Origin of the sequence: Pseudomonas mediterranea CFBP 5447 (assembly GCF_000774145.1) — a bacterium.
GTDB classification, from domain to species: domain Bacteria; phylum Pseudomonadota; class Gammaproteobacteria; order Pseudomonadales; family Pseudomonadaceae; genus Aquipseudomonas; species Aquipseudomonas mediterranea.
In genome coordinates, this window is sequence record NZ_KN322987.1 from 1,501,458 (window position 1) to 1,518,237 (window position 16,780).

The following is a 16,780-nucleotide window of genomic DNA, read 5'->3' on the forward strand; positions in this document are numbered from 1 at the left end:
CTGAAGGCCGCTATCGCGAGCAGGCTCGCTCCCACATTTTGAACTGTGGTGAGCATAAGCTCTGGGTCAACACAGACCCCCTGTGGGAGCGAGCCTGCTCGCGATGACAATCGACCAGCCGATGAAGCGCTACCGGCTCAAACCAACTTTTGCGCCAGCACCGCAATATGCTCCGGCCCGATCCCGCAGCAGCCGCCCAAGTGGCTGGCCCCACGTTTCTGCCAGTCTGCCGCCCATTGAAGGTAGCCCGGTGGATCGAGGTCTTCCCGCAGCGGGTCCAACCCGTCGTTGGCGGTCGCTTCCTTGGGTTGCGGCGGAAAGGCATTGGCGTAGGCGCCGATGTGGATCTTCACCCCCAGACGCTCGAAGGTTTGGCGGGCGGCATCGATCGCCGCACCGATCACTTCCGGCTGGCTGCAGTTGAACAGCAGCGCCTCGACACCCAGTTCGGCCGCAACGGCCGCGGCGTCCGCCACCGGCTCGCCGGAACGCAGGCGCGGCACTTCGTCGGTGTCTTCATCCTTGAGGGTGAACGACAGCCAGAACGGCTTGCCATCCTTGGGCACCCCGGCGTGAATCGCCTTCGCTTCTATCGTCGAGCTTTGGGTTTCGGCCAACCACAGGTCGACATGGGGCGCCAGCCCGGCCACCAGGGGCGTCAGCAGCTCGCTGGCACGGGAAGCATCGAACAGATCAGGCCGATAGGAACCGAACAGCGGCGGCAACGAGCCGGCCACCCGCACGGCCTTGCCGGACGCCTGTACCGCCCGCCGGGCCAGTTCGCCAGCCAGCGCTGCCAGTGCCTGGCCTTCGGCGGCGAAACGCGCTTCGCCAATGTGAAACGGTACGACGGCATAGCTGTTGCTGGTGATGACATTGGCCCCGCTGGCAATATAGGCTGCGTGCACGGCCTCTACTGCCTGCGGCGCTTCGCTCAGGGCCAACGCCGACCATTCGGGCTGCCTGAACGGCGCTCCACGGCGTTGCAGTTCGCGGCCCATGCCGCCGTCGAGAATGACTGTCGTTGCTGAGCCCATATGCGATTCACTCATAAGCTTATGAAAATAACTCACTACCGGAGTTGTTCTTATAACTATTTAATACGCACTCTTCGGTTAACCACAACCTGTATTTTCAGCCAGGGCCTTACATGAAACTTAAACCATTGATGGCCCTGGGCCTGACTCTGTTGGCCGCCTCGTCGCAAGCATTCGCCGGCACCACGCTGGACCGTATCGAGCAGAAAAAAGAACTGGTCGGCGTATTGATGGAAAGCTACCCGCCCTTCTCGTTTCTCAACGATCAGAACCAGCTCGACGGGTTTGACGTCGACGTGGCCAAAGCCGTGGCGCAGAAGCTGGGCGTGAAGCTGCGCCTGGAAACGCCGTCCTGGGACGTGATCGCCGCCGGACACTGGAGCGGGCGCTATGACATCTGCATCTGCTCCATGACACCGAGCAAGGCCCGCGCCGAAGTGTTCGATTTCCCGGTGCAGTATTACGCCTCGCCGGCGGTGATCGTGGTCAACGCCAAGGACGACCGGATCCACGGTGCCAAGGACTTGAGCGACAAGAAAGTCGGCCTCACCAGTGCCTCCAGTTACGAGAGCTACCTGAACAAGAACCTGGTGATCGAAGGCGCCGAGGATACCCGACTGAGCTATCCGTTCGAGAATGTACAGATCGCCCCGTATGACACCGACAACGTGGCCTTCCAGGACCTTGGCCTGGGCACCGGGGTACGCCTGGACGCGGTGTTGACCAACCTGGTGACCGCGCAGCCACGCCTGACCGAAGACAAGCGCTTCAAACTGGCCGGCGAGCCGTTGTATTCCGAACCGAATTCGGTGGCCATCGAAAAGGGCGACGCCCAGTGGGACAGCAAAGTGCGTGAAGTCTTCGCCCAGTTGAAACAGGATGGTACCTTGAGCAAACTCTCGCAGAAATGGATCGGCGCTGACATCACTCAATGACCTCTTTTCCACCCCCTTCCCAGCCACCGCAACCGGTGGCTGAGTCGCGCCTGAAGAAAATCTTCGGTTTTCGCACACGGCTGTACCTGACCTGGGCGGCCATGCTCGTGCTGTTCGCGAGTTTTTTCCTCGGCTTCGACCTGAAGTTCTCGATCATCCTCGACAAGTTGCCGAACCTGATCGGCCTGCACCTGGCCCCCAACGGCTTTCTGCAGGGCGCGATGCTGACGCTGTTCCTGTGCCTGTGTTCGATCGTCGCGTCGTCATTACTGGGCTTCATCACCGCCCTGGCGCGGCTGTCCAGCAGCGCGGTTGCGTTCGGCATTGCCAGTTTCTACGCCTCGTTCTTCCGTGGCACGCCGCTGCTGATCCAGATCCTGCTGATCTACCTGGGCCTGCCGCAACTGGGCGTGGTCCCGGGCGCCGTCACCGCTGGGATCATCGCCCTGTCGCTGAACTATGGCGCCTACCTGAGCGAAATCTTCCGCGCGGGCATCGTCGGCGTCCCCCACGGCCAACGCGAAGCCTCGCTGGCGCTGGGCTTGAGCGAGACCGTGATCTTCTGGCGCGTCACCCTGCCCCAGGCCATGCGCACCATCATCCCGCCGACCACCAACCAGTTCATCTCCATGCTCAAGGACTCCTCCCTGATCTCGGTGATGGGCGTCTGGGAGGTGATGTTCCTGGCGCAGTCCTACGGTCGCTCCAGCTATCGCTACATCGAAATGCTCACCACGGCGGCGATCATCTATTGGCTGATGTCCATCGCACTGGAGCTGATCCAGGCGCGGATGGAGCGGCATTATGGGAAGGCGTATCTCAAGCGCAGTTGACGCGCCATCGCTGTCAAACGGACCGTTCCGAGAGTGATGTAGGGCAACGCCGCGTACCATGAACGCTGACGCGACGAGGCGCTGTTTCGCGCGCAACCGGCCTACGGCTTTCGTCGTGATCTCTCGCCACAGGCGCAGCGATGGCTGGCATCGCGCTCCAAGGGTGAATTTTTAAAGTGCGGACTCCCTTTACGAGAGGCCGCATTCAATGCCAATCCAACACCTATACCCACCCCGACATCTCACGCTGGCAGTTGCCTTGGCAATCGGTTGTGTCGATACCTCGATGGCTGGGGTTATCGATGGCTCCCTTTCCTCGCCGCCCGAAACGATCCTACAGATGCAAGCCCGTCTCAAGGCGTTCGCCAGTGCACCACAGACCACACACACCAAAGTCACCAAGACCTTCAACGGCCCCGAGGGGCTCGCGCTGAAAAAGGGCAACGACGACGATCTGGTGACCGTGAGTGGACGCGGCAAGCTCATCGGGCGGGTCGACGGCGGAGGCGGGATCAATGTCCTGCAACTGGACACCGTGGCCGGCGGCAAGCTGGATGAAGTACGCAACTTCCAGGACTTGCATGCCAAGCGCGGGGAATGGTCGAACACCCTCGGCTTCGATGGCCGAAGCCTGATCGAGCCGAAAGCCAAGTTGATCAACACCGGGCATCTCGCCGGCGACGTGCACGTTCTCGGCGGCTTCGATAATCAGGGCACTGCCGCCAGGAGCATATTCGTGGCGCCCAACGCCTACATGACGAACTCGGGCACCGCCGGGGCCGTTGCAGTGGCAGAAACAGCCCGGTTCAGCGGCAGCGGAACGATGGAGAGCCTCGACATGGCGGGACTATTGGAGGTTGGCCCGGAAATGGGTGCGCCTTCCATTGCAAAGGACTTCAAGCTGTCGCAAGGCGCGACGCTCGTCTACGGCGTCGATGCCCAGGGAGGCAGTGCCACGATCACCGTCGGGGGTATCGCGACCCTGGACAACGCGACGCTGAAAATCAACGCCGCACCGGGCGAGTATGTCGGCACAAGCGAACATACGGTTATCGAAGCGTCCAGGGTTGAAGGTGAGTTCGGGCAGGTCATCAATGACCTTGCATTCATGACGGCGACGCCCAACTATCTAGGGACACAGGTCAATCTGACCTATGCGCGCAACGATGTTCCGCTGGAGGCTCTGGCGACTTCCGATAACGCGCGTAATTTCGCAGCCCACATCGAAGAGCCGCAACCGGTCAAACCAGCGGCACCACCCGCTGTGGAGGCGCCTACCGTTGCACGGCCACCTGCCACCGAGACGAACATCGTCGTGCCGCCAGTCAAACCGGCCGAGCCGGCTGGAACCGTCCACGTTGCACAAACACCCGCCGCTCCGTCACCCGCCGACAAACCTGCCGCAAAACCCAACGCCGCGATCAACGCCTTGCTGGGCACCAATGTATTCACAGCTGCCGACGCTATCGACCAGCTTACGGGTTATGACACCGCGAACCTCGCCAACGCCACCCTGAGCAGCAGCGTTCCGATCAGCACCGGGATGCTCTCGGCCATGGGCCGAAGACATCCCGAAAGTGCGCCCGTCGACGGCCAGGTCTGGGTCCAGGCCATCGGCAACAGCGGGGTTGTCGGTAGGCAATGGGGAAGCGATGCCCTCAAACATTCGACAACGGGGCTGATGCTGGGGACCGATTGGGCGGTCAGCCCTGAATGGCGCCTGGGCGTCATCGGCAGCAAGACGCAGACGCGGCTGGATGGCTACCGCTTCGATGGTGGGCTCAACAGTTGGTACCTGGGCGCATACGCACTGCGCCAGGATGGCCCGCTGGCGCTGCGCCTGGGCGCCGTGTATGGCGACCATGACGGCAGCACCAAGCGCCACGTGGCCTTCAATGGTTTCAGTGACCGTCTCAAGGGGCGTTACGACGCCCATACGCAGCAGGTCTTCGGGCAGATGGGCTATCGCTTCGACGTCGCTCATGTCGAGGTCGAACCTTATGCCCACTTGGGCTATCAACGTTATCAACGTGACCGCTACCGGGAAAAAGGCGGGGACGCAGCGTTGAACATCCACGGCCAGACCCAGGACGCTTACAGCAGCAACCTGGGCCTGCGCCTCGCCCGGCCTTTTGCCCTGGATCGCGGCATGCAATGGACTCCCCGCCTGAATGTCGGCTGGAAACACCTCTACGGCGACGTCACCGGCCGTTCTCGCCAGGGCCTGGTGAGCGGCGGCAGTACCTATCGGGTGGAAGGCACCGAGCTGGACCGCGACAGCCTGCTCGTCGAAGCGGGGTTGGACCTGGCTGTTTCACCCTGGCATACGCTGGGACTGGGCTATAGCGGTGAAACGGGCAACGACAACCGTAACCAGGCGCTGATGGGCCACTGGCGGATGATGCTCTGACCGATAAAGGAGCACACCGTGTCCCTCGCTCGGACGAGCGCTATCGGGTGTATCAGGCGCCATCGATATTGTCTGACCTGACGCTATCGCGAGCAGGCTCGCTCCCACAGGTGTTTTGGTGTGGGGCAGGCATTTGCGCAAAAAAAAGGGGAGCACATGCCCCCCCGAGGTTAAAGCGTTGTATCGAGGCTGTTCGCTCAGCCTTCGATCTCGATCAGAATCTCGCCCGGGTTGACCCGGTCGCCCTTGGCCACATGAATGGCAGTGACCTTGCCGGCGATGGCCGCCTGTACTTCGGTCTCCATCTTCATGGCTTCGGTGATCAGCACGGCCTGGCCGGCCTTCACCACGTCGCCTTCCTTGACCAGCACGTCGACGATGTTGCCCGGCATGGTGGTGCTGACGTGACCCGGTGCAGAGGCTTGCTTGCGCTTGCTGCTGCCGCCGCCGACGAACTCATTGAGCGGTTCGAACACCACTTCTTCCGGCATGCCATCGATGGACAGGTAGAAGTGACGCTTGCCTTCGGCCTTGACGCCGACCCCGGTGATGTCGACGCGGTAGGTTTCGCCGTGAACGTCGATGACGAACTCGGTCGGCACACCTTCGCCGCCCGCCGAACTCACGCTGCCCGCCTCAGGGATCGGCAGCAGTACTTCCGGAGTCAGGGTGCCGGCTTCGCGCTCTTCCAGGAACTTGCGTCCGATGTCCGGGAACATGGCATAGGTCAGCACGTCTTCTTCGGATTTGGCCAGTGCGCCGATTTCGCCACGCAGCTTGGTCATTTCCGGCTTGAGCAGATCGGCCGGACGCACGTCGATCACGTCTTCGCTACCGATAGCCTGGCGACGCAGCTTCTCGTTCACTTCGCCCGGTGCCTTGCCGTAACCGCCTTGCAGGTAGAGCTTCACTTCATTGGTGATGGTCTTGTAGCGCTCGCCGGCCAGCACGTTGAAGAAGGCCTGGGTACCGACGATCTGCGAGGTCGGCGTGACCAACGGCGGGAAGCCGAGGTCTTCGCGCACCCGCGGGATTTCCGCCAGCACTTCGTTCATGCGATTCAGGGCGCCCTGCTCTTTCAACTGGTTGGCCAGGTTGGAAATCATCCCACCCGGTACCTGGTTGACCTGGACACGGGTGTCCACCGCCGTGAACTGGCTTTCGAACTGGTGGTACTTCTTGCGCACCGCATAGAAGTACAGGCCGATTTCCTGCAGCAATTCCAAGTCCAGGCCGGTGTCGAACTCACTGCCCTTGAGGGCGGCGACCATCGATTCGGTGCCAGGGTGGCTGGTGCCCCAGGCGAAACTGGAAATGGCGGTGTCGATGTGGTCGGCGCCGTTCTCGACAGCCTTGAGCTGACACATCGCGGCCAGACCGGCGGTGTCATGGGAGTGGATGAACACCGGCAACGATTGCTCGGCCTTCAAGGCTTTCACCAGTTCGCCGGTGGCGTACGGGGTCAGCAAACCGGCCATGTCCTTGATCGCCACCGAGTCGCAACCCATGGCTTCCATCTGCTTGGCCTGGGCCACGAAAGCATCGATGGTGTGCACCGGACTGGTGGTGTAAGCGATGGTGCCCTGGGCATGCTTGCCGGCAGCCTTCACCGCCTCAATGGCCACGCGCAGGTTACGCACATCATTCATCGCATCGAAAATACGGAACACATCGATGCCGTTGACCGCAGCCTTGGCCACGAACGCCTTGACCACGTCATCGCTGTAATGGCGATAGCCCAACAGGTTCTGGCCGCGCAGCAACATTTGCAGGCGGGTGTTGGGCAGCGCGGCGCGCAGTTGGCGCAGGCGCTCCCACGGGTCTTCTTTCAGGAAACGCACGCAGGCGTCGAACGTCGCGCCGCCCCAGACTTCCAGCGACCAGTAGCCGACTTTGTCGAGCTTGTCGCAGATAGGCAGCATGTCTTCGGTACGCATGCGGGTGGCGAGCAGCGATTGATGGGCGTCGCGCAGGATTGTGTCGGTAACGTGGATCTTCTTGGACATATTCGGAACTCCTCATAGCTGCAAGCTTCGAGCCGCAAGCTACAAGTAAAAGCTGACCCGCTCTTGCTTGAAGCTTGTAGCTCACAGCTCGCCGCTGTTGTTATAGGCCTGCGTGGGCGGCAATGGCGGCAGCGATGGCCAGGGCCAGCTCTTCGGGTTTGCGCTTGATCGAGTAATTGGTCAGTTCAGGGTGGCTTTCGACGAAGCTGGTATTGAACTGGCCGCTCCGGAATTCCGGGTTGCGCAGGATTTCCTGGTAGTACGCGGCAGTGGTCTTGACCCCCTGCAGGCGCATGTCATCCAGGGCGCGCAGGCCTCGGTCCATGGCTTCTTCCCAGGTCAACGCCCAGACCACCAGTTTCAGGCACATCGAATCGTAGAACGGTGGAATGGTGTAGCCGGTGTAGATCGCCGTATCGGTGCGCACGCCGGGGCCACCCGGGGCGTAGTAGCGAGTGATCTTGCCGAAGCTGGGCAGGAAGTTGTTCTTCGGGTCCTCGGCATTGATCCGGAACTGCAAGGCAAAGCCACGGTGCTGAATGTCTTCCTGCTTGACCGACAACGGCAAGCCGGACGCGATGCGGATCTGCTCGCGAACGATATCGATACCGGTGATTTCTTCGGTGATGGTGTGTTCCACCTGCACCCGGGTGTTCATTTCCATGAAGTACACCTCGCCCTCGGCGAGCAGGAACTCCACGGTGCCGGCGTTCTCGTAGCCCACGGCCTTCGCGGCGCGCACCGACAGATCGCCGATGTAGGCGCGCTGCTCGGGCGTCAGTTGCGGGCTGGGGGCGATTTCGATCAGCTTCTGGTTGCGCCGCTGGATCGAGCAATCCCGTTCGAACAGATGCACCACGTTGCCGAAACTGTCACCCAGGATCTGCGCTTCGATGTGCTTGGGGTTGACGATGCACTTTTCCAGGAATACTTCCGCCGAACCGAACGCCTTGGTGGCTTCGGAAATGACTCGCGGGAAGGCCTGCTCCAGTTCTTCACGGCTGTTGCAACGGCGGATACCCCGACCGCCGCCGCCGGACGTGGCCTTGAGCATCACCGGGTAACCGATCCGGTCGCCCTCGGCCAAGGCCTCTTCGATGCCCGAAACGTTGCCTTCGGTACCCGGCGTGACCGGCACGCCGGCCTTGATCATGCTGCGCCGGGCTTCGGTCTTGTCGCCCATGCGGCGAATGACTTCTGCCGCCGGACCAATGAATTTGATACCGCGTTCGGCGCAGATGTCTGCCAGTTCGGCGTTTTCTGAAAGAAAGCCGTAGCCGGGATGCAAGGCATCGCAGCCGGTTTCGACAGCCAGGTTCACCAATTTGCGCGGGTTGAGATAGCCGGCCAGCGGGTCAGCGCCGATGCTGTGGGCCTCATCCGCGCGCTTGACATGCAGGGCATGGCGATCAGCGTCGGAATAGACCGCGACCGAGCGAATGCCCATCTCGGCGCAAGCGCGCACGATGCGGACGGCAATCTCACCACGGTTGGCGATCAAGATCTTTTTTATCAATTGGAGGTTCCCTTGAGCCGGTGATACCACGGCCTGAGGTTCAGGCCGACGCGTGACCAGATGTAACAATCGGTCGCAGCACCACACTAGTCCCGGGCGTTGATTAACAAAAATGAATATTTATTGGGTCAGGCATAAGCAAAGACTTATAGTTTCACCATCCAATTCGGACCAAGGTGCCTGAAAGATGCGTAAGTCGTTGATGCGTATGACATTGCGCCAACTGCAGATTTTCAACGAAGTGTGTGACCTGAGGTCCTACAGCCGCGCAGCCGATGAAATGTCTCTCACCCAGCCGGCCGTCAGCCTACAGATTCGATCCCTTGAAGAACTGATTGGCCAGCCGCTGTTTGAATACGTTGGCAAGAAGCTCTACATGACCGAAGCCGCCGAAGCCCTGCAACGGGCCAGCCGCGACATCTTCGGGCGCCTGGAAAACCTCGACATGCAACTGTCGGACATGCAGGGTTCGTTGCAAGGTCAGCTGAAGCTGGCGGTGGAGTCCAGTGCCAAATATTTCGCGCCGCACCTGTTTGCCGCGTTCAAGCGCCAGCACCCGGAGGTCAACCTGAGCCTCACGGTGGTCAATCGCGGACAAGTGATCCGTCGCCTCTCGGACAACCGGGACGACCTGGTGATCATGTCCATGGTGCCTCAGGACATGGGGTTGGAATTCCTGCCGTTTCTCAACAACCCGATCGTGGCCGTGGCGCCGCCGGATCATCCTTTGTGTCACATGGGCTCGCTGCGTTTGCAGGACCTGGAGCCGTACACGTTGCTGCTGCGCGAGCCGGGATCAGGCACGCGGTTGGCCTGCGAGGAGTACTTCAAGGAGAAACGGGTGCATTTCACCCAGACACTGGAGGTGGCTTCAGCGGAGGCCCAGCGCGAGTGCGTGGTGGCGGGGCTGGGCGTGGCGCTGTTGACGCGCCACGCCGTGAGCCGGGAATTGTCGTCCGGCGCACTCATCGAGTTGCCGGTCGAGGAGTTACCGCTGTACCGCAGCTGGTGCCTGGTGCAGGCCAGGGCGAAACGCTTGTCGCCGGTGGCCCACGCCTTCCTGGCGTTCGTGCGCGGCGAACGGGCTCAGATCAGTGGCCTGGTTGAGCGTTTCGACGGGAAGCCGCCGGCGTTGCCTGCCAGTAGTTGAATTCTGTGATGTCGGGGTATTCGCTGATTTCCGCCAGGAGCTGGCGCTGCTCATAACGGTCTTCGATCGCACGACGAAACGCCATGCGGCGCTGGTCTTCCTGTTGACGACGGGTTTTGACGGCGCTGCGCTCTTCGTAGGACTGGGTCATGTCGAGACTCCCAAGACGTATACGGGAGTTTCACGATGACATTGCGGGATGACGATTTGGCGGCGCGCGGGTTACAGAGCGATGAATGTTGCTATCAGTGGCCTCTTGCGGGAACTCCGAACTCCGAACTCCGAACTCCCTCGTAGCTTGCAGCTTCTAATCATCCAACGCCTTCACCGACTTGGGCGACAACCGCAGGCTGCGAAGGCTGCGCTTGACGCTCTTGAGGTGGTTGACCAGGCTCGGCCCGCGGGCCATGGCAACGCCCATCGCCAGTACATCGATCACCACCAGGTGCGCGATGCGCGAGGTCAGCGGCGTGTAGATCTCGGTGTCTTCATGCACGTCGATGGCCAGGTTCACCGTCGAGAGCTCGGCCAACGGCGTCTGGCTCGGACACAGGGTAATCAGCGAGGCGCCGCTCTCGCGGACCAGGTTGGCGGTGATCAACAGATCCTTGGAGCGCCCCGACTGGGAAATGCAGATCGCGACATCGGTGGGCTTCAGGGTGACCGCCGACATGGCCTGCATGTGCGGGTCGGAATAGGCGGCCGCGGTGAGCAACAGCCGGAAGAACTTGTGCTGCGCATCCGCTGCCACCGCGCCCGACGCGCCAAAGCCGTAGAACTCCACACGCTGGGCCTGGGACATGGCCGTGACAGCCTTCTGCAGCGCCACCGGGTCGAGCTTCTCGCGGACCTCCATGAGGGTGTGCAGGGTGGTGTCGAAGATCTTCAGGCTGTAGTCGGCGACCGAATCGTCTTCATGGATCGCAAACTGGCCGAAGCTCGCGCCGGCCGCCAGGCTCTGCGCCAGTTTGAGTTTCAGGTCCTGGAAACCGGAGCAACCGATGGCGCGGCAGAAGCGCACGATGGTCGGTTCGCTGATGCCGACGCTGTGGGCAAGATCGGCCATGGAACTGTGCATCACGGCCGCAGGATCAAGCAGTACGTGATCGGCGACCTTCAGCTCCGACTTGCGCAGCAGGTGGCGTGATTGGGCGATGTGTTGCAACAGGTTCAAGGGGCTGGACTCTTGTTATTGGCGATGGCCGGGATGTAGCAAGTTTGTAGTTATACTACAGGAATTGCCTTTTTGCCCGCCCAATACGTAACTCGATGTCCCGATTTCATGCCGTATGCAAGCCATGTAGCAGTCAGGCGCTATAAACCGTCTTCATTGGCCCGCAGCAAGGCTGCCAGATCCTCGGCCTCGACGGGACGACTGATGAGATAGCCCTGGAGTTCGTCGCAACGCTCGGCTTTCAGAAATTCGAGTTGCCCCTGGCGCTCTACGCCCTCCGCCACCACTTTGAGCGATAGCCCATGGGCCATGGCGATGATCGCCCGGGTGATGGCCGCGTCCTCGCCGCCCTCCTCCAGCCCACGGATGAACGCCTGGTCGATCTTCACGTAGTCCACCGGGATACGCTTGAGGTAACTCAGGGACGAATAACCGGTACCAAAGTCGTCGATCGCCAGCTTGACCCCGAGGTCGCGCAACTGTTGGAAGGTGGCGATAATGTGCTCGACGCTGTCGAGCAACTGGCTCTCGGTGAGTTCCAGCTCCAGGTATTCGGGAGCCAGGCCGGTTTCTTCCAGCACTTGGCGCACAAGGCTGACGACCTTGCCCTGGCGCAACTGATGCACCGACAGATTCACCGACACCCGGATCGGTGCAAGCCCCTGGCGCTGCCATTCGCACGCCTGCCAACAGGCCTGGCGCAGCACGAATTCGCCAATGGGCCCGATCAGCCCGGTCTCCTCGGCGAGGCCGATGAAATGCCCCGGCGGCACCCGGCCCAAGGCCGGATGGTCCCAGCGCACCAGCGCTTCCGCCGCGTTCAGGCGACCGCTCGCCAGGCACAGTTTGGGCTGGTAGAAAACCTTCAGCTGTTGTTCTTCCAGGGCCTTGCGCAGTTGGTTCTCCAGCTGCAGGCGCTCCAGGGTACTGGCCTGGAGGCTGTCGGTGTAGAACTGGAAGTTGTTGCCACCCAGGTGCTTGGCATGTTGCATGGCCATGTTCGCCTGGCTGACCAGGGTGGAAACATCCCGCGCATTGTCGGGCAACAGACTGATGCCGATGGAGGCGCTGACCACCAGCTCGTGACCTTCGATGGTCTGCGGCAATCGCAACTTGGCGGATAAACGGGTTGCCATGCGCGCCAGGCTTGAGAGATTGCCATAGGCATCGAACAGCACCGCGAACTCATCGCCGGACAACCGGGCGATGGTGTTGGCTTCCGGCAGGGCATTGATCAGGCGCCGGGCCATTTTCTGCAACAACTGGTCGGCAATGTCATGACCGAGGCTGTCATTGAGCAGCTTGAAGCGGTCCAGGTCGATGTGCAGCAAGGCCAGGCTGCGACGCCCACCCTGGCGCACCCGCTGCTGTGCTTCCTGCAGGCGTTCGCGGAACAACGAGCGATTCGTCAGTCCGGTCAACTCGTCGTAATGAGTGAGATAGCGCATCCGCTCTTCAGATTCGCGCCTGGCCGATAGATCGGCGAAAAAGCCTACGATATGACTGACGCTTCCCCGAGAATCCCGCACGATGCTCAGTTGCAGCCATTGCGGATACAACTCGCCATTGGCCCGCGCCTCCACCAGTTCACCTTGCCAGGTGCCGTCTTGCTTGAGTGCCTGGCGAATGACTGGATAGTGCCGGCGCGCATCACGGCTGCACGGCAGGTCGACGACGTTACGCCCCAGCATGTCCTCGATGTTGAAACCGGTAATCCGGGTGAATGCCTGATTGGCGGCGAGCAGCGCGTAGTGGGGGTCGAAGATCACGATGCCTTCGCTGGCGGCCTCGAATACCGTGGCCGCCAGCTGCCGCTGCTGTTCCAGCTCTTTGCTGACGCTGATGTTTCTTCGGGTACCGACCATGCGCAGTACCCGGCCGCTGGCGCTGCGCTCCACGGCCCGGCCGCGGTCTTCGATCCAGACCCAGTGGCCATCACCGTGACGGATACGGTATTCAATCTGGTAGTCCTCGCTACGACCCTTGAGGTGCTCGACCAGGGCTCGCTTGAGCGCCGGCAGGTCTTGAGGGTGCAGGCGTGGCGTGAGGTGGCTGAGCATCGCCGTGATGTATTCCGGCTCCAGGCCCAGCAGTTCCTTGAGCTGGGTGTGATGGACTTCATCGGTCTGCAGGTTCCAGTCCCACAGCCCCAGCTCACTGGCCTTGAGGGCCAGGGCCAGGCGCGCCTCGCTCTTGCTCAAGGCCTGGCTGGCTGCCTGCAGTTCGAGGCTACGCTGGGCGACCCGTGCCTCGAGACTCACCTGGGCCGCGCGCAGTTGTTCCTCGGCAAGACGCCGCTGTTCGACTTCCCGTTCCAGGGCCCCGTTAAGCTGGGCACTGCGGATCTGCGTCTGTTGCAGATGCTCGATCAGCGCCTGATTCTGAAACCGTCGCAGCATGCCGCTTTGCATCAGGCGATTGACCTGCCAGGCCACCACACTCAGGGACACCAGCACCACCAGGCCGAGCCAACCCCATCCGCGCTGCTGTTCGTCACCGCCCCAGAAAAGGAAGCCGATGGCCGGCAACAGGCAGGGCAAGGTAAAGGACAGAAAGGCTGGGAGGCTCACGGCATAGGCAACACTGGCCGACAGGGTGGCTGCGCCGATCAGGCCGAACACCCAGGCTTGTTGCTGGAAGCTGTCGGCTGGAACCAGGGCGATGCCGGCACCGGCCAGCGTCAGGCCGGTCATTGCCGAACCGAGCAGGAACATGCGCAACCAGATCGGGTGCGCCTGGCGGCTGGGTATCGCCGAATCGAAGGCGGCGACCTGTATCACCCGCAGGGCCACCAGCGACAACAGCCAGATCAGCCATACACTGACCAGGACATAGCGCGACGGCTCCCACAACAGGGCGGCGCAGACCAGGCCGTTGACCAGCATGAACAACGTGGGCAGCAGCGAGCCCTGGTACAGCAACCGTGTACGCTCTACAGCCATCTCCGTGGCGTACTGCTTGCAGATGACCCGCGGTTCCACACAGGGGCCCGCCAGATCGGAATTGAGGGTCATAGGCAATGTTCTTGTTCTTGGGGGCACGGAGAACCCGAAACGAGCACCGAGCATACACAAGCCAGGGGCCATCCCACACTGTTCCCGATCACAAAAATATCTAAAAATGTCGCTATTTCGTTGGACGACGAGCGCTTCGAGCATGCTTCGTCGGTGCTTGCGCCCATGACTTACCAGTCATCCCAATCGGTCTTTTTATCGGCTGAGGCAAAGCTTGGTTTGCCCGGGGTGGCGCCGCACCCTAGAATGCGCCGATGCGCGACGATCTCTCTCTTCTGCTGAACTCCCTCAACGATGCCCAACGCCAGGCCGTAGCGGCCTCCGTGGGCCGACAGTTGGTCCTGGCCGGTGCCGGCTCCGGTAAAACCCGGGTGCTGGTGCACCGTATCGCCTGGTTGATCCAGGTCGAGAACGCCTCGCCCCATTCGATCCTGTCGGTGACCTTCACCAACAAGGCCGCTGCCGAGATGCGCCACCGCATCGAGCAGTTGATGGGCATCAACCCGGCCGGCATGTGGGTCGGCACGTTCCACGGCCTGGCGCACCGCCTGTTGCGGGCCCATTGGCAGGAAGCCGGCCTGAGCCAGACCTTCCAGATCCTCGACAGCGACGACCAGCAGCGGCTGGTCAAGCGGGTGATCCGCGAGCTGGGGCTGGACGAGCAGCGCTGGCCGGCCCGCCAGGCCCAATGGTTCATCAACGGCCAGAAGGACGAGGGTCTGCGTCCGCAACACATCCAGGCCAGCGGCGACCTGTTCCTGGCAACCATGCGCAGCATCTACGAAGCCTACGAGGCCGCGTGCCAGCGCGCCGGGGTCATCGACTTTTCCGAACTGCTGCTGCGGGCACTGGACCTTTGGCGTGACCATCCGGGGCTGCTGGCGCACTACCAGAAGCGTTTCCGGCATGTGCTGGTGGACGAGTTCCAGGACACCAACGCCGTGCAATACGCCTGGTTGCGCCTGCTGGCCAAAGGCGGCGACAGCCTGATGGTGGTGGGCGACGACGATCAGTCGATCTACGGCTGGCGCGGTGCCAAGATCGAGAACATTCATCAATACTCGGCGGACTTTCCCGACGCCGAAGTGATCCGCCTGGAACAGAATTACCGCTCCACTGCCGGCATCCTCAAGGCCGCCAACGCCCTGATCGCCAACAACACCGGGCGCCTGGGCAAGGAATTGTGGACCGACGGCAGCGAAGGCGAAGCCATCAACCTCTATGCCGCCTTCAACGAGCACGATGAAGCCCGCTACGTGGTGGAAACCATCGAGAGCGCGCTGAAGACCGGCCTGGCCCGCAGCGACATCGCCATCCTGTATCGCTCCAACGCCCAGTCGCGGGTATTGGAAGAAGCGTTGTTGCGCGAGCGGATCCCGTACCGCATCTATGGCGGCCAACGCTTCTTCGAACGCGCCGAAATCAAGAACGCCATGGCCTACCTGCGCCTGCTGGAAGGCCGCGGCAACGACGCAGCCCTGGAGCGGGTGATCAACGTACCGACCCGGGGCATCGGCGAGAAAACCGTCGAAGCGATCCGCGATCATGCGCGCCACAGCCATGTATCCATGTGGGAAGCCATGCGTCAGCTGGTGACCAACAAGGGCGTGACCGGGCGTGCCGCCGGCGCTCTGAAGGCTTTCATGGACCTCATCGAGGACCTGGCCGCCAAATGCGCGGAGATGCCGCTGCACTTGATGACCCAGACGGTCATCGAGCAGTCCGGCCTGATTGCCTATCACGAAGCGGAAAAAGGCGAGAAAGGACAGGCCCGGGTAGAAAACCTCGAGGAACTGGTCAGCGCCGCCCGCAACTTCGAGAACACCGAAGAAGACGCGGACCTCTCGCCCTTGGCGGCCTTCCTCGGCCACGCCTCCCTGGAGGCCGGCGACACCCAGGCCGAGGAGCACGAAGACAGCATCCAGTTGATGACCCTGCACAGCGCCAAGGGCCTGGAATTCCCCTATGTGTTCCTGGTGGGCATGGAAGAAGGCCTGTTCCCCCACAAGATGAGCCTGGAAGAACCGGGGCGCCTGGAAGAGGAACGCCGCCTGGCCTATGTCGGCATTACCCGTGCGATGCAGAACCTGGTGCTGACCTACGCCGAAACCCGACGCTTGTACGGCAGCGAGACCTACAACAAGGTGTCACGCTTCGTACGTGAAGTGCCGAAAGGCCTGATCCAGGAAGTGCGCCTGTCCAACAGTGTCAGCCGTCCGTTCGGTAGCAGCCAGCAGCACGGCACCAGTAGCCTGTTCGGCGGCAGCGACATCCCGGAGACCGGCTTCAGCCTCGGCCAGGCCGTGCGCCACTCGGTGTTCGGCGATGGCGTGATCCTCAATTTCGAAGGCGCCGGCGCCCAGGCCCGGGTGCAGGTGAATTTCAGCGAAGGCAGCAAATGGCTGATGCTGGGATACGCCAAGCTTGAGGCGATCTAGAAAGGGTTTCCCGAGACTTCATGTGGGAGCGAGCCTGCTCGCGATAGCGTAGTGTCAGCCAACATCAATGTTGCCTGATTCAACGCCATCGCGAGCAGGCTCGCTCCCACAGTGACCTTTCGGCGACTGGCTGCTTTCCGATAGAACTTGTCTCCCTTTCCTACAGCCAAAAGCGAACAGGCCCTCTTGCGCCTCTGAAGCTGAACCTAAGCTGTCACGCAAAAGCCCGAAACACTCTGTCGCTAGCCAGCAACAGTTCACCTGTGC

11 protein-coding genes are annotated in these 16,780 nt (G+C 61.7%); 5 read left to right on the forward strand and 6 right to left on the reverse strand.

Going from position 1 to position 16,780, the window contains the following annotated elements; translation table 11 throughout:
* Positions 1–137 precede the first annotated feature (137 nt).
* A complete protein-coding gene (locus tag N005_RS26500) occupies positions 138–1,037 on the reverse strand; it encodes a homocysteine S-methyltransferase family protein (RefSeq protein ID WP_047703875.1) in 900 nt (299 codons plus the stop codon).
* Positions 1,038–1,150: 113 nt separating this feature from the next.
* On the opposite strand from N005_RS26500, the gene N005_RS26505 reads away from it, so the two are divergent.
* The 3 genes from N005_RS26505 (at position 1,151) to N005_RS26515 (ending at position 5,215) form a co-directional block, all read left to right on the forward strand.
* Entirely contained in the window at positions 1,151–1,972 is an 822-nt protein-coding gene (locus N005_RS26505) for an ABC transporter substrate-binding protein (RefSeq protein ID WP_047703876.1), read from the forward strand.
* Entirely contained in the window at positions 1,969–2,805 is an 837-nt protein-coding gene (locus N005_RS26510; protein WP_047703877.1) for an amino acid ABC transporter permease, read from the forward strand. Before N005_RS26505 ends, N005_RS26510 begins: the two co-directional genes overlap by 4 nt.
* A gap of 340 nt (positions 2,806–3,145) precedes the next feature.
* Positions 3,146–5,215: an autotransporter outer membrane beta-barrel domain-containing protein gene (locus N005_RS26515; protein ID WP_408003357.1), complete on the forward strand. Its 2,070-nt coding sequence runs from the start codon at positions 3,146–3,148 to the stop codon at positions 5,213–5,215.
* Between the two features lie 197 nt (positions 5,216–5,412).
* Here the strand turns inward: N005_RS26515 and oadA are convergent, their stop codons facing one another.
* Both oadA and N005_RS26525 read right to left on the reverse strand, forming a co-directional pair.
* On the reverse strand, positions 5,413–7,221 hold the full coding sequence (oadA, locus tag N005_RS26520) for a sodium-extruding oxaloacetate decarboxylase subunit alpha (protein ID WP_047703879.1): 1,809 nt from the start codon (positions 7,219–7,221) through the stop codon (positions 5,413–5,415).
* A gap of 100 nt (positions 7,222–7,321) precedes the next feature.
* Positions 7,322–8,737, reverse strand: coding sequence for an acetyl-CoA carboxylase biotin carboxylase subunit (locus N005_RS26525; protein WP_024777837.1), 1,416 nt, complete (start codon positions 8,735–8,737; stop codon positions 7,322–7,324).
* 187 nt (positions 8,738–8,924) lie between these two features.
* Here N005_RS26525 and N005_RS26530 point away from each other — a divergent pair, with 187 nt between their 5' ends.
* Positions 8,925–9,887 (forward strand): LysR family transcriptional regulator, encoded by a 963-nt coding sequence (locus tag N005_RS26530; protein ID WP_047703880.1) that lies wholly within the window; start codon positions 8,925–8,927, stop codon positions 9,885–9,887.
* On the opposite strand, the gene N005_RS26535 is transcribed toward N005_RS26530, so the two are convergent.
* The 3 genes from N005_RS26535 to N005_RS26545 all read right to left on the reverse strand — a co-directional run bounded on the left by N005_RS26535 (position 9,829) and on the right by N005_RS26545 (position 14,075).
* Positions 9,829–10,038 carry a PA3496 family putative envelope integrity protein gene (locus N005_RS26535; RefSeq protein ID WP_047703881.1) on the reverse strand — a complete coding sequence of 70 codons (210 nt, stop codon included), beginning with the start codon at positions 10,036–10,038 and terminating at the stop codon, positions 9,829–9,831. The two genes, N005_RS26530 and N005_RS26535, sit on opposite strands and share 59 nt — an antisense overlap.
* A 156-nt stretch (positions 10,039–10,194) precedes the next feature.
* Positions 10,195–11,061, reverse strand: a complete 867-nt coding sequence (gene hexR, locus N005_RS26540; protein ID WP_003187110.1) for a transcriptional regulator HexR — start codon at positions 11,059–11,061, stop codon at positions 10,195–10,197.
* Positions 11,062–11,201: 140 nt separating this feature from the next.
* The gene (locus tag N005_RS26545) at positions 11,202–14,075 is read right to left on the reverse strand and encodes an EAL domain-containing protein (RefSeq protein ID WP_047703882.1); all 2,874 of its coding nucleotides are present in this window, start codon (positions 14,073–14,075) and stop codon (positions 11,202–11,204) included.
* Positions 14,076–14,329: 254 nt separating this feature from the next.
* Between N005_RS26545 and uvrD the strand changes: the two genes are divergently transcribed.
* Entirely contained in the window at positions 14,330–16,513 is a 2,184-nt protein-coding gene (uvrD, locus tag N005_RS26550; RefSeq protein ID WP_047703883.1) for a DNA helicase II, read from the forward strand.
* Positions 16,514–16,780: the final 267 nt, after the last annotated feature.

Bases quoted from the DNA above. Each gene is read 5' to 3' on its own strand.
- N005_RS26500 (WP_047703875.1), bottom strand. From the start codon at position 1,037: ATGGGCTCAGCAACGACAGTCATTCTCGACGGCGGCATGGGCCGCGAA.
- N005_RS26505 (WP_047703876.1), top strand. From the start codon at position 1,151: ATGAAACTTAAACCATTGATGGCCCTGGGCCTGACTCTGTTGGCCGCC.
- N005_RS26510 (WP_047703877.1), top strand. From the start codon at position 1,969: ATGACCTCTTTTCCACCCCCTTCCCAGCCACCGCAACCGGTGGCTGAG.
- N005_RS26515 (WP_408003357.1), top strand. From the start codon at position 3,146: ATGCAAGCCCGTCTCAAGGCGTTCGCCAGTGCACCACAGACCACACAC.
- oadA (WP_047703879.1), bottom strand. From the start codon at position 7,221: ATGTCCAAGAAGATCCACGTTACCGACACAATCCTGCGCGACGCCCAT.
- N005_RS26530 (WP_047703880.1), top strand. From the start codon at position 8,925: ATGCGTAAGTCGTTGATGCGTATGACATTGCGCCAACTGCAGATTTTC.
- N005_RS26535 (WP_047703881.1), bottom strand. From the start codon at position 10,038: ATGACCCAGTCCTACGAAGAGCGCAGCGCCGTCAAAACCCGTCGTCAA.
- N005_RS26545 (WP_047703882.1), bottom strand. From the start codon at position 14,075: ATGACCCTCAATTCCGATCTGGCGGGCCCCTGTGTGGAACCGCGGGTC.
- uvrD (WP_047703883.1), top strand. From the start codon at position 14,330: ATGCGCGACGATCTCTCTCTTCTGCTGAACTCCCTCAACGATGCCCAA.